Origin of the sequence: Alcanivorax sp., assembly GCF_040119285.1 — a bacterium.
Classification (GTDB): domain Bacteria; phylum Pseudomonadota; class Gammaproteobacteria; order Pseudomonadales; family Alcanivoracaceae; genus Alcanivorax.
On record NZ_JBEDTY010000011.1, the window covers coordinates 1 to 13,052 of the forward strand.

Consider the following 13,052-nt stretch of genomic DNA (forward strand, 5'->3'; position numbering starts at 1 on the left):
ACCAGCGTGCTTGAAGGAATGAACAACAGGATCAAGGTCATCAAGAGGATGGCGTACGGCTTCCGGGATAACGACTACTTCTTCATGAAGATCAAAGCCGCTTTTCCCGGAATTCCGCGATGAACCATAGAAAAGCGGTGAATCGAGCACTTGTTCGTATTCAATAATAAGAGACACGCATCAATTGAAGAGGTGCAACAACAGGGGGCACGCACATCTTTACAATGATAGTGCGGTCCAGCCAGGATAAAAAATATCAGCCATGTTGATTATTGCTTGGAGACATCTCGGGTAGCCTGTGTGCGAAATGGGAAGCCTAACGCCTTGCTGCTTTGTTGACGCCTATCTGTTCGAGAGTCTGGGGCAGGTTCGGGAAATGGCGTGGCTATGGATGCTGGATTACAACGACGAGCGGCCGCATGAAAGCCTGGGCGACATACCGCCAGCGGTGTATCGCCAGAAAGTGGAGAACTCTAGTTTAGGACTGTCTCACTAAAGGGGGGAGTGGACAGTGAGAGTTGCGGCGGAACTGGGCTTGCGCTGTTGTGTCTGATGATGAAGCCCAACTTTAGGATAAGCTCATGATGACCAAGACCTATGCTCTGTTCCCTTCATTAATGTTGGGGGCGGTTTTAGCTCTTACTGGTTGTGATCAGCCAGCCCCAGACTCGCAACGTTTGTCGGGTGATCAAACAAAACAGGAAAATGGCCAGCACCGCGTATTGAGCGGTAAGGTCATGTATCGCGAACGAATGGCGATGCCGCCTGAGGCAACGGTCACGGTAACGTTGGCGGATGTTTCGAGGGCGGAGGCACCGGCAAGAATGATCGCTGAACAAACGATTGATAACCCGGGCAATGTGCCGGTTCCCTTTACTTTGCGTTATGACAAATCTTTTGCGGATAACAGCGATGCCATTGCCTATGCGGTGCGTGCGGAGGTTCGGGGCGGCGATGGGCGCCTGCTCTGGACAACCGCTCAGCGGCATACGGTGGAACTAGGCGACAAAGATGCGCAACAGAATGTCACCGTAATGCTGCAGCGTGTCGCAGAAGATGCTCAGGCTCAGCCAGCCACCAACCAAGCGGAAGCTAAAGCCGGCGGGGCAACTTTTTGGGCGGCGGGTGACGAACCACGTTGGCAGCTTGCGATTTATCCGCAAACGCGGCTAGTTTTTGTGTGGAATTACGGGGACAACAGTCTGACAACGGCCAACCCAGGCGCAAAAACGGAAGGAACGGAAACCATTTACATGGCGAGCAGCGAAACTGGTGCGTTAAAAGTGGAAATTAGCGAGCAGGATTGTGGGGATGCGATGAGCGGAGAATCCTATCCTTATACCGTGAAGGTAACCCGTAATGACACCTTATACAGTGGGTGTGGGCAGGATCTGTAACCCGACTCAGACTGGACATTGAGTAGATAGCTTGTTGAGACGCTGTTACCACTGCTTCAGCTGAAGCATGCTTATTGTGGAGGCTTTACATCTTTTTTTGGTGTTGCCGTGCCGGCTGCCTTTGTGGTGTGGGTTTGCGTTGCGGGGGCCAGCAGGTGATAGATAAATCGACCCACCCCTAGCCAAAGCAGCAAACCCAGAATAAGAAAAAGTACGCTGCCATCGTTATAAAGCGCGAGAGTCAGGGGCGCGAACATAATGCCACTGACCAATAGCGCCATGAAGATGGCGAGTTGCTGGCGCCGGCGTAGGCTGTCCGGGTTTTTGTGTTGGCGCATGCTCATGGTGATCAAAGGTTCGGTCATAGAAGAAACTACCTTATCATAGCCGCTTGTGTCCCATCTTTGCCCGGAGGCCCAACATCGACGGTTATCCCGTTCCCGCATCGCCGATTGATTGTGAAATCGTCATCAATAAAAGCCGTTTCATCGCTTGGTTGAGGCCGGTAACCCGGCGAGCAGAGGCCATGGCAATAGTGGATGAGGCTCGTCGTCGGTACCCGGATGCAACCCACCATTGTTACGCCTATTTGCTGGGCAGCCCGGCCTCTGCTCAAGCGGCCATGAATGATGATGGCGAGCCTTCGGGTACGGCAGGGAAGCCCATTTTTAATGTGATTCAGCACAAGGGTATAAGCGATGTGCTGGTGGTGGTGATTCGTTATTTTGGCGGGGTAAAACTTGGTGCCGGTGGCTTGGTGCGAGCCTACGGCGCTGCGGCACAAGCTGTGCTGTCAGAAGTGGAGCGGGTGGAGCACACGCGGCAGGTGACGCTAACGCTGGCGGTGCCGTTTGCTCTGGAACAGCGGATACGGCTCTGGGCCGAACAGCATGCAGCACAGCTGGGGGAGGTGACATATGGCGAGCACGTGAGTATCACGCTGACCTGCCAAGTTACAGACCAAGATGATTTGCGTGCTTTGTGTGCAGCCGAGCAAATAGCAGTGACACGCCCGTAGCAGCCTGTTGTGTTTCGATAGCGTCTTTCACTTTTCACTTAGGGCCGGTTGGGCCAATTCAGCAAGAGCCGCTTTCCCTGGCCGTATTTCGCGCTACGCTACCGGGTAATGTACCCCAATAATGAGGATGCTCCATGACGAATCAACCGGTAGGGATTGCCCTTCCTGACGGGCATGTAATGCGCGCTCGCTGGCTGCGGCCAGCAGGCCCCCAGCCACATAAGGCGGCAGTGATCGCCATCCACGATATTTTTGGCTATACCGATGACATTGAGCGTATTGCCACGCGTTTGGCGGATAACGGTTATCCGGTGCTGGTGCCCGATCTCTATGACTTGCCTGGCAGTAAGGCACTGTGTGTGGTGAAAACCCTTAAGGCCCATGAAACCGGCAAAGGAACCGCGTTTGTTCAGCTGGAGGCTTGCCGTAAATGGTTGCTAGCGCAGACGGATGAGCCGGTATCCCAGGTGGGTGTTATGGGCTTTTGTATGGGGGGGCGTTTCGCCGTGCTCTATGCCAGCCAGGCGCCGGTGCAGGTCGTCGCTCCTTTCTATGGTGGTATTCCGAAAAAGGCCGAGACGTTACGTGGTATTTGCCCTGCGGTGGGTGGTTGGGGCAAGCAAGATATGCTGTTCGGTGATCATGGTGAACGACTGGCCAGCCATATGGAATCGCTGGGAGTGCCGCATGATATTCGCAGCTATGACGATGTGGGGCATTCGTTCATGAATGACCACCAGACCTTCACCTTTAAGAAGCTAGGGCCGTTACCGCCGCTTCGGTCGAAGTTTGATGCAGGGGCTTCGGAAGATAGTTGGCAGCGCGTGTTGGCTTTTTTTGAGAAGGTATTCAGCGGTGAGTTGGATGCCACCGCTTAAGGCTTAGCCAGACAAGCCCCGTGCCTTTGCTGCCGAAAGCGAAGCAACGCGGGCAGGATCCGATACGGCTGAGCCTTTAACTATAAGAGGGCAGCCGGCGGCTAATGGCGGGGCTCACCATGCTCCGTTAGCTAGGCCGCTGGCGAGGCGGAAACTCGCATAGATCAGCGATCAAGCATTCTCCGCACTTGGGTTTACGGGCGGTGCACACATAGCGGCCATGCAGAATTAGCCAGTGATGGGCGTCACGTAGAAACTCCTCCGGCACCAGCCGCACTAGGCGTTTTTCTACCTCCAGCACATTTTTACCCGGAGCAATGCGGGTGCGGTTGGAGACGCGGAAGATGTGGGTGTCCACGGCCATGGTGGGGTAGCCGAAGGCAGTATTAAGCACCACGTTGGCGGTTTTGCGGCCAACACCGGGAAGGGCTTCTAGCTCTTCACGGGTGCGGGGTACCTGGCTCTCATGCTGTTCGATCAATATTTTACACAGTTGAATGATGTTTTCGGCCTTGGAATTAAACAGGCCGATGGTCTTGATGTACTCTTTGAGCCCATCTACACCTAGAGCGAAAATCGCCTCTGGCGTATTCGCCACCGGATATAGCCGCGCGGTGGCTTTGTTAACGCCCACATCCGTGGCCTGGGCTGAGAGCACCACGGCAACCAGTAGCTCGAAATCCGACTGGTATTCCAGTTCGGTGGTCGGGTGTGGATTCTGGGCACGCAGACGAGAAAAAATTTCAGTACGTTTTTCGCGATTCATATCATCTTCCTGTGTTCGCGAGGCAGTATAGCGAATCAAGTGGCTACTGTGAGGGGTAACCCCTGTGAACGGTGGTGTGTCAGGTCCGGATAGACGGATCAAAAAGGAGAGTTAGATGCAGTTTTCCGCCATGGAAACCCTGATGATCGCCTTGTTGGTTCTTGGGTCAGGTCAGTGGCTGGTGCACCGGGTGTCCATCCTTTCCCGGTTGAATATGCCGGAACCGGTGGTGGGCGGTTTGTTAGCAACCATCATTGTGACCGGGCTTCAGCTTGGTGGGCTTTCCCTAACGTTCGATGAAAGCATGAAGATACCCTCCATGCTTTTTTTCTTTGGGGCGGTGGGCCTAGCTGCAGATTTTCGTCTGCTGAAGCAAGGTGGCTGGGCCATGTTGTTGTTTGCGGTGTTAGTGATCGTATTGGTGGCACTGCAAGATCTGGCCGGGGTTGGCATGGCCAAGATCTTGGGCCTAGAGCCTTACTACGGGTTGATCGGTGGCTCGGTGACCATGACCGGGGGCCACGGTACCGGCGCAGCTTGGGCCGGGGTGTTCGAAAAAGATTTTGGGTTAACCGGGGTGTCGGAGCTGGCGGCAGCATCAGCCACCTTTGGTCTGATATTTGGGGCCTTGCTGGGCGGTCCGCTGGCCATGTTTTTGATTCGCCGTTATCGGCTCGCGGCTCCTGCCCATGGGGCCGCTGAAGATGCCTCAGCCTACGACAAGGCAGAGAAACCACACCCTATTTCCGCAGGCAGTGTGATTCGGATTTTAATGTTACTTTCCATCGGCGTTGTTGTCGGTAAAGCGGCGGCAGAAACGTTTGCCTCTGTGTTCCGCTTGCCGACGTTTGTCTGGGTGTTGTTCGTGTGCATCCTGCTGGGCAATACTGCGCGCCGTCTATGGAAGGTCAATGATGCCACCATTGATGTGGTGGGCAATACGGCGTTGGGAATTTTTCTGGCAATCACGCTGATGAGTTTGCAGCTGTTGCAGTTAGTGGATCTGGCTTTGCCGATGTTGGCAATGCTGATCGGACAGGTGCTGTTGGCGTTGGCCTTCATTACCTTTGTCACCTTCCGCCTGATGGGGCGTAACTACGATTCGGCAGTGCTCTGTGCAGGCCACTGTGGTTTTGCCATGGGGGCAACACCAACCGCGGTGGCGAATATTCAATCTGTGACACAGCATCATGGCCCCTCACCGTTGGCGTTTATTATCGTACCGGTGGTGGGGGGCTTTATCGTGGATATTGCTAATGCCACTATCATTCAAACGTTTGTATCGATGTTGTCGGGATGATGGCCTGCAGACAGCGCACTGCTATGTGCAGAAAGCCCAAAAAAAGAAGCCCGCTAATGCGGGCTTCTTTTTGCGTAGTTGGCGTTATTGCGTGACCACGTCGCCATCTTCAATGCGGAGCCGTTCGCCGGGTTTCTTGTCCATGCGAATGGTCTGTTCGTTGTCATTGAAGGTATAGGTCACGTCATAGCCTTCGGTCCGGCTTTTGTTTTCCATTACCGTGTTGCAACGCTGCTCTGTTGCAGTGTAAGTGTTTTTTTCCTGCATTCCTTTTTGGATCTGGTTGCCAGCCACACCGCCGGCAATGGCACCACCTGCGGTGGCGGCATCTTTACCGCTGCCGCCGCCAAACTGGTGGCCCACAACGCCGCCGATAACGGCACCAACCACACTACCGGTGACCCGGTGTTGGTCTTTGACCGGTTTTTTGCGCTCTACACTCACTTGCTGGCAAACCTCACGGGGTTCTTGCCAGCTTTTCACAATGGGTTCTACATTGAGCACTTTGGCATAGCCTGATTTTTGTGGGGTAACGGCCTGATAAGCCCCATAGCCCACACCCGCGATGGCCACGGCACCCACAATACTTAAGGTGGCAATTGCTGCGCTTTTCATGGCTGACTCCTTATTTGTTAGTTGTGTTCATTATGATTCAGTAGCAGTGAAAATGTTCGCTGTGTGGTCCGCAACAAGTGCAAAAGAATGTGAATTGTGCTGTTCAACAGAGTAAAAATATTTACATGCACAGCAAATAAATGAGCATGATGACCTCTTCTTCATTTTTTTATATGAAGAAGAGGTCATAGGAAATGCGCGCGGCACCATTGAGGTTTTGGTGGCCACTTTTGTTGGTTGAGCCGCTCCTACGAAGAGGGCGTAGGAGGGCGAGAAGGCGACAGGCTTGGCTAGCCGACTTTTCCGGTGGTGCGCACCCGACGGCTGGTTTTAGGTTCGTCGCTGGCTTTGCGTTTCTGGACTTCTTTGATGCGCTTGTCGATGACGTTTTTACCCGCGATGATCAGCCCTAACCCAAGGAAGGCGCCGGGCGGCAAGATGGCGAGCAGGAAACCGCCGTAGTTATCGATGACCGTGAGCTCCCAATGGGCAGCCATGGGGCCGAAGAGCAGCTGCATGTTGCTGAACAGTGTGCCTTGGCCTACCAGTTCGCGCATGCCACCGAGAATCAGCAAGATCACCAAAAAGCCCATGCCCATCATCACGCCGTCCACCATAGCGGGCAGAACCGCATTTTTACTGGCGAAGGCATCGGCGCGGCCCAGCACGGTGCAGTTGGTTACGATCAGCGGAATGAAAATGCCGAGGATTTCATACAGCTCAAAGGTGTAAGCCTGCATCAGCATTTCGATCACGGTTACCATGGCCGCGATGATCATTACGAAGGCAGGCAGGCGCACAGCATCGGTAACGTAATGACGAATCAGTGATACGCAGGCGTTGGAGCCCATCAGCACCACCAGCGTTGCCAGGCCCAGGCCCATGGCGTTGACCACGGACCCGGTAACTGCCAGCAAAGGGCACAGGCCGAGAATCTGCACGGTGGCCGGGTTGTTATTCCACAAGCCGTCCATGCTGATCTTTTTGTAGTTCACATCACTCATCACAGGTCTCCACCGGGGTGGTGTCTGCAGGGGCGCTGAAGACGTGGTTCTGGTTAGCCGAGAAGTACTGTAGCGCGCGGTGCACGGCGCCGACTACCGCACGGGGGGTAATGGTGGCGCCGGTAAAGCTGTCGAACTCGCCGCCGTCTTTCTTTACGGCCCAGCCTGCCGCCTCTGGGTTGCCCAGAGAATGGCCATTGAAGCCAAGAATCCAGTCAGACTTTTTGGTTTCGATACTGTCCCCCAAACCCGGGGTTTCATTGTGAGGCGGCACCACGCGCACGCCTTGCACTTGGCCTTGGGTATCCACGCCGACAATCAAGGCAATGGCGCCGCCGTAGCCATCCGGGGCGGTGGCTTCCAGAACGGCACCGCTGTTCTCGCCATTAAGCCGGGCACGGTATAGGTGCTGCTCGCTGCGGCCCAGCAGGGGATCGTTCACGGTGATGCGGTCGGCAAGCAAGTCGTTGTCGTGCTGATGATGAGGCATCACCTGATTCAATGAGGTCATCAGCGCTTGCTGCTTGTTGCAGCGCACCTGATCTAATGTGGCTTCATTGGTAATGGCCAGGGTGGCGGCGGTGCCAATGGCAAACAGCCCGAGGATCACCGCGTTCTTGGTGATGGCATAGCGCATCATCAGTTGGTCCCTCGGTTGGATGACTTATGCCCGTAGGTCCGTGGCTGAGTGTAGTAATCAATGAAGGGGGCGGACAGGTTGAGCAGCAATACCGAAAATGCCACCGCGTCCGGGTAGCCGCCAAAGGTGCGAATCACCCAGATCAGCACGCCGATCAGCAAGGCATAAACCAGCCGGCCCATGCGGCTGGTGGCGGCACTGACCGGGTCGGTGGCGATAAAGAATGCCCCCAGCATGGCGCCACCAGAAAACAGCTGAAAGAGCGGGTCGGCAAAGCGGACCGGATCAATCAACCAGGCAAGCAGAGCCGGTAAGCCTAGGCCTGCGAGAAAGCCAGCAGGAATGTGCCAGGTGATGATTTTGCGGCTAATGAGATACAGGCCGCCGAGCAGGAATGCCAGGTTGACCCATTCCCAACCCAGCCCGGCAAACTGGCCATGCAGAATACTGTGGCTGGCCAGCTCTATCTCGCTGCTTGCCCCGGCACTGTGGACGGTGCGGAAGGTGTCTAGTGGGGTGGCACCGCTGAGCCCGTCCACCGGTAGTTGCCCGGTAAACAGCTGCCAGCTTTGCAGCAACGATAACGGTTCGCCGGGCGCCAGCCATTGAGTCATGGCCACCGGGAAGGAAATGAGCAGCAGCACATAGCCGACCATGGCCGGGTTGAAGGGGTTCATGCCCAGGCCGCCGTATAGCTGCTTGGCTACGATGATGGCAAAGCTGACACCCACCAGGGTGAGCCACCAGGGGGCGGTGGGCGGCAACGCTAAACCAAGCAGTACCGCAGTCACCACCGCACTGTAGTCTTTCAGGTAGAAGGCGATATTGCGGCCACGGGCTTTTAGGAATAACGCTTCACTGACCAGCGCAACAATCACCGCCCAGAGCACGTTGATCACCGACCCCCAGCCAAACTGCCAAGTCAGCACGGCAAGGCCGGGCAGGGTGGCGTAGATCACCTGGCGCATAAACGCGCCGGTGTTGTTTTTCACCGTGGCATGGGGTGACGTTGAGGTAATCAGGCTCATTGATATATCCCATGTGTGGCCGAACGCGCCGATATTGAGGGCGCGAGAATCGCGCTGCCAGCGACGCTCCTGCAGAAGGTCAGCGCCTGGGAGCCTGCATCCGGCGTCAGGGTTATATTCATTCTGCCAATCCTTGTTCTTCTAGCGCTTGCTTGAGCGCCTTGCGGGCAATCTGGGTTTCGCTTTCCAGCGCCTGAAGTTCCGAGCTTAGCGCTTCAAGGGTGTCTTCCGACGCACTGCTGCGTTGCTGTTCCAGTTCCTGCTGTTTGTCTGCCAGAGCACTTTCTGCGCGGGCGGCTTCCAGTTTCAGGGTTTTCAGGTCTTTGCCGGTATGGGCACGAATGTCGGCCTTGGCTTCTTCGATCAGAGCATCCAGTGCATCACGGGCGTTGTCCGCCTTGGCTTTGAGTTTGTCGATTTTGCCCTGCATAGCGCTGAGTTCGTCGGCGCTGGCGGTTTCGTTGCGCTCGGCCCGTTCGAAGGCAGCGTGGGCTTCCTTGTATTGCTTGTGCGCTATGTTATAGGCGGTTTTTAAGCCCTTAAGGCGTTTCTGCCGTTTGGCCGCCTGTTCCGGGTCGACTTCAGTCAACGACTGCGGCGCCTGTTCTTCCGGAACCGCAGGGCGGTCGGTGGCCGCCGGCGGGGCTGCTGCGGGCGTTGGCGTAGGTGCGGGTACAGTGGGCGCGGCGGCTTTGGCATCGCGTAGGTCGGCTTTTAGCTGATCCGCGATAGCTTTTAGGCGGTCTGCCTCGGCGCGAAGCTCGGCCACGTTATCGGCGCCCTCTTCATCGGCCTGCTTGGCTGTTTTTACCGCCGCCTTGTAGGCCATGGAGGCTTCGCCAACCTGTTGCTTCAGCGCTGTTACCGGGTCGATTTTAGCTGTGGCGGGCGCAGTTACAGGCGCAGTGGTGGCTGGCGCGCTGGCCTTGGCGTCACGGAGCTCGGCTTTCAGTTGGTCGGCAATGGCTTTCAACCGGTCTGCTTCGGCGCGGAGTTCGGCAGCGTTATCGTCGCCGTTCTCATCGGCCTGTTTGGCCGCTTTCACTGCGGCCTTGTAAGCGGAGGAGGCTTCACCGACCTGTTTCTTCAACTCGGCAACCGGGTCTACCTGTGTGGCCGGTGCGCTGGCCGCTGGTGCATTGGCTTTGGCATCGCGCAGCTCAGCCTTGAGTGCGTCGGCGGCGGCTTTCAGTGTGTCTGCCTGGGCTTTCAATTCTGCCACATTGTCTGCGCCTTCGGCTTCCGCTGCTTTGGCGGCTTTCACTGCCGCCTTGTACGCGCTGGAGGCCTCGCCGACCTGCTTCTTGAGTTTGGCCACCGTATCTTCTGCCGGGGCTGCCGCAACGGGGGCGCCGTCTTTGGCATCACGCACTGCCGCTTTGGCCTGGTCGGCCACGGCTTTTAGGTTTTCCGCCTGGGCTTTCAGTTCGGCCACGTTGTCTGCGCCATCGGCCTCTGCGGCCTTGGCCGCTTTCACTGCGGCTTTGTAGGCTTTTGAGGCATCCAGTGACGCCTGTTTCAGGGCGGCCACATCCACGGAACTGGCGGCGGCCGGGCCGGTTTCCTTCTTCTTGCGATTGGCTTCCAGGCGCGCTTGGCGACGGGCTTCTTTTTCTGCCTGTTCGTGCTCGATGCGAGCCTGCCGGGCTTCGAAGCGCTGGCGAGCCTTGTCGGCTTTTAGCTGGTCTGCGGCCTGTTGGCGAACTTCGGCCTTGGCGTAGCGGTAGTACTGCACCAAGGGAATATGGCTGGGGCATACATAGGCACAGGCACCGCATTCGATGCAGTCCATCAGGTTGTGATGCTGTGCTTTTTCCAGGTCGTCATTCTTGGCGTGCCAGTACAGTTGCTGGGGCAGCAGGTTGGCTGGGCACACTTCCGCGCAGGAACCACAGCGAATACAGGGTTGTTCCGGTGGCGGTTCCGGCAGCTCTTCCGGGCTGGCAGCAATAATGCAGTTGGTGGTTTTGACCACCGGCACAGCCGGGTTGTGCAGGGTGAAGCCCATCATTGGCCCACCCATGACCAAACGGCCAATCTCCAGGCCAGCCAAGTTGCCATAGGCCAGTAAATCGCGCACCGGGGTGCCCAGCAGCACCTCGTAATTACCGGGCTGGCTGACGCCATCGCCAGTGAGGGTGGTGACCCGCGATATCAGCGGCTCGCCATCACACACGGCCCGTTTAACGGCATAGGCCGTGCCCACGTTTTGGCATACCACGCCCACCTGGGCAGGCAATTGGCCACTGGCCACTTCCTTGCCGGTGAGCAACTGGATTAGCTGCTTCTCACCGCCGGAGGGGTATTTGGTGGGCACCACGCGCACTTCAATATCGCAGCCTTTGCAGGCCCGCTTGATCGCGGAAATGGCCTCGGGCTTGTTGTCCTCGATACCGATTAAGGTACGGCGAGGATTGAGAAGGTATTGAAGAATATGAATGCCAGTAACGATTTGCTCGGCACGTTCGCGCATCAGGCGGTCGTCGGCGGTGATGTAGGGTTCGCACTCCACCGCATTGATGATCAGCTGCTCTACGCGCTGGTGGTCGCCCAAGTTAACTTTGATGCTGGTAGGGAAGCCGGCGCCGCCCATGCCGGCAATGCCCGCGTGGCGAATTATATCGACCAGTTCCGCCGGGCTTTTTTCGGTGAAATCGGTAACGCCTTGGTGCTCAATCCACTGGTCTTCGCCATCGGTATCGATGACGATACATACTGCATCCATTCCTGACGGGTGTTGTATGGGGCGAGGGCCGATAGCGCTGACCGTGCCAGAGGTGGGCGCATGAATGGCCGCGCTCACCGCACCGACGGGTTCGGCAATCATTTGCCCTTTAAGGACCTTGTCACCGGGTGCTACCAATGGCTTGGCAGGTGCGCCGATGTGCATGTTCAACGGCAACACCAGCTGCTGTGGCAGCGGGCCGGCCATAATGGGCGTGCCGTTGGACAGGTGTTTCATTTCCGGCGGATGAATGCCGCCATGGAAGTCATGAATCTTTCCAGCAGGAGTCGCCGAGCGCCGCATGCCAGATGCCAGGCGGGCAAAAATCGAGCGGGGCTTCTGGGCTTTATCGGTTTGGGCCTGACTCATAGCAAAAACCTCCCGCCATGGGCGAGCGGAGCAGGTTGGCAAAGCACCCGCATCATGCGCGTGGTGTTAGGTATCGGGTGTGTCATAAATTCACCACCTCGATACGGCTGTCCGGGCGTTCACCAATCCCGGCCGGGCGCTGCCAGCCCCAGGTTTGCAGGGTGGGCTTCACTTCCAGCATATCAATGCAATCCACCGGGCAGGGCTCCACGCAGAGGTCGCAGCCGGTGCACTCATCCACAATGACGGTGTGCATCAGCTTGGCGGCGCCGACAATGGCATCTACCGGGCAGGCCTGGATGCACTTGGTGCAGCCAATACACTCGTCTTCACGGATGTAGGCCACCTTGGCCACGTTAGCGTCTTCCGCACCCTCATCATCCAGCGTCAGTTCTTCGCGGCCCAACAGTTCCGATAACGCAACAACCGTGTCTTGCCCCCCTGGCGGGCAGCGGTTGTGCTCTTCGCCTTCAGCAATGGCTTCTGCGTAGGGGCGACAGCCCGGATGGCCGCACTGGCCGCATTGGGTTTGGGGCAGCAACGAGTCGATTTGGTCGACGATCGGGTCGCCTTCCACTTTGAACTTTTCCGAGGCAAAACCCAGCACCGCACCGAACACGGCGGCCAAGGCTAGCAGGGCGGCGACAGCAATCAGTACACCACTCATAGCTTGATCAACCCGGAAAAGCCCATGAACGCCAGCGACATCAAGCCAGCGGTAATCAGGCCGATGCTGGGGCCGCGAAAAGCTTCGGGCACATCGGCCACGGCAATGCGCTCACGCATGGCGGCAAACAGAATCAGTACTAGGGAAAAACCAATGGCGGCACCGAAACCATAGGTCAGCGACGACATAAAGGTGGCGTCTTCCTGGCGAACATTCAGCAGGGCCACGCCCAGCACGGCACAGTTAGAGGTAATGAGGGGCAGAAAGACGCCCAGCACCCGGTACAGCAAGGGGCTGGCTTTCTTAACAAACATTTCGGTGAACTGCACGGCCACGGCGATCACCAAAATAAAGCTGATGGTGCGCAGGTATTCCAGTTCAAAGGGCACCAGAATGTAGGCCCAGGTCAGGTAGGCAAGCACCGAAGACAGGGTCAGCACGAAAGTGGTGGCCAAAGACATACCCATGGCGGTCTCCACTTTATTGGAGACCCCCATGAATGGGCACAGCCCAAGGAACTGCACCAGCACGAAATTGTTCACCAGCACAGCGCTGATCAGAATCAGGACGTACTCAGTCATGTGATCGCAGGCTCGCTTGCCGAAAATAGGAGTAAACGCCATGTTTACAAGGCGTTAAGGGTGC

The 13,052-nt window shown here is 56.8% G+C and carries 14 protein-coding genes and 1 pseudogene; 6 read left to right on the top strand and 9 right to left on the bottom strand.

Annotation, left to right across the window (positions count from 1 at the left end):
- The 3 genes and pseudogenes from ABNH10_RS03905 to ABNH10_RS03915 form a co-directional block, all read left to right on the top strand.
- Positions 1–123: transposase (locus tag ABNH10_RS03905; protein ID WP_349384873.1), on the top strand; the 123-nt coding region annotated here is incomplete at its 5' end.
- Positions 124–331: 208 nt separating this feature from the next.
- Positions 332–496, top strand: a pseudogene (locus tag ABNH10_RS03910) (integrase core domain-containing protein); the annotation flags it as partial.
- Positions 497–581: 85 nt separating this feature from the next.
- On the top strand, positions 582–1,397 hold the full coding sequence (locus ABNH10_RS03915) for a YbaY family lipoprotein (RefSeq protein WP_349384826.1): 816 nt from the start codon (positions 582–584) through the stop codon (positions 1,395–1,397).
- Positions 1,398–1,468: 71 nt separating this feature from the next.
- Here ABNH10_RS03915 and ABNH10_RS03920 read toward each other — a convergent pair whose 3' ends face one another.
- Positions 1,469–1,762, bottom strand: coding sequence for a hypothetical protein (locus ABNH10_RS03920; protein WP_349384827.1), 294 nt, complete (start codon positions 1,760–1,762; stop codon positions 1,469–1,471).
- A 26-nt stretch (positions 1,763–1,788) separates the two neighbouring features.
- Here ABNH10_RS03920 and ABNH10_RS03925 point away from each other — a divergent pair, with 26 nt between their 5' ends.
- Entirely contained in the window at positions 1,789–2,415 is a 627-nt protein-coding gene (locus ABNH10_RS03925) for an IMPACT family protein (RefSeq protein WP_349384828.1), read from the top strand.
- Positions 2,416–2,549: 134 nt separating this feature from the next.
- Entirely contained in the window at positions 2,550–3,293 is a 744-nt protein-coding gene (locus ABNH10_RS03930; protein ID WP_011588899.1) for a dienelactone hydrolase family protein, read from the top strand.
- A 127-nt stretch (positions 3,294–3,420) separates the two neighbouring features.
- Here the strand turns inward: ABNH10_RS03930 and nth are convergent, their stop codons facing one another.
- The gene (gene nth / locus ABNH10_RS03935) at positions 3,421–4,059 is read right to left on the bottom strand and encodes an endonuclease III (RefSeq protein ID WP_011588898.1); all 639 of its coding nucleotides are present in this window, start codon (positions 4,057–4,059) and stop codon (positions 3,421–3,423) included.
- 115 nt (positions 4,060–4,174) lie between these two features.
- Between nth and gltS the strand changes: the two genes are divergently transcribed.
- Positions 4,175–5,359, top strand: a complete 1,185-nt coding sequence (gltS, locus tag ABNH10_RS03940; RefSeq protein WP_011588897.1) for a sodium/glutamate symporter — start codon at positions 4,175–4,177, stop codon at positions 5,357–5,359.
- An 84-nt stretch (positions 5,360–5,443) separates the two neighbouring features.
- On the opposite strand, the gene ABNH10_RS03945 is transcribed toward gltS, so the two are convergent.
- The 7 genes from ABNH10_RS03945 to rsxA form a co-directional block, all read right to left on the bottom strand.
- Positions 5,444–5,974 (bottom strand): glycine zipper 2TM domain-containing protein, encoded by a 531-nt coding sequence (locus tag ABNH10_RS03945; RefSeq protein WP_011588896.1) that lies wholly within the window; start codon positions 5,972–5,974, stop codon positions 5,444–5,446.
- Positions 5,975–6,264: 290 nt separating this feature from the next.
- A complete protein-coding gene (locus ABNH10_RS03950; RefSeq protein ID WP_035461174.1) occupies positions 6,265–6,978 on the bottom strand; it encodes an electron transport complex subunit E in 714 nt (237 codons plus the stop codon).
- Positions 6,971–7,618 carry an electron transport complex subunit RsxG gene (gene rsxG, locus ABNH10_RS03955; protein ID WP_035461176.1) on the bottom strand — a complete coding sequence of 216 codons (648 nt, stop codon included), beginning with the start codon at positions 7,616–7,618 and terminating at the stop codon, positions 6,971–6,973. The genes ABNH10_RS03950 and rsxG overlap by 8 nt, the downstream gene beginning before the upstream one ends.
- Entirely contained in the window at positions 7,618–8,646 is a 1,029-nt protein-coding gene (rsxD, locus tag ABNH10_RS03960) for an electron transport complex subunit RsxD (protein WP_011588893.1), read from the bottom strand. The genes rsxG and rsxD overlap by 1 nt, the downstream gene beginning before the upstream one ends.
- 118 nt (positions 8,647–8,764) lie before the next feature.
- The gene (gene rsxC, locus ABNH10_RS03965; RefSeq protein WP_349384829.1) at positions 8,765–11,740 is read right to left on the bottom strand and encodes an electron transport complex subunit RsxC; all 2,976 of its coding nucleotides are present in this window, start codon (positions 11,738–11,740) and stop codon (positions 8,765–8,767) included.
- An 82-nt stretch (positions 11,741–11,822) separates the two neighbouring features.
- Positions 11,823–12,407, bottom strand: a complete 585-nt coding sequence (gene rsxB, locus ABNH10_RS03970; RefSeq protein ID WP_011588891.1) for an electron transport complex subunit RsxB — start codon at positions 12,405–12,407, stop codon at positions 11,823–11,825.
- The gene (gene rsxA, locus ABNH10_RS03975; RefSeq protein WP_011588890.1) at positions 12,404–12,988 is read right to left on the bottom strand and encodes an electron transport complex subunit RsxA; all 585 of its coding nucleotides are present in this window, start codon (positions 12,986–12,988) and stop codon (positions 12,404–12,406) included. The genes rsxB and rsxA overlap by 4 nt, the downstream gene beginning before the upstream one ends.
- Positions 12,989–13,052 lie beyond the last annotated feature (64 nt).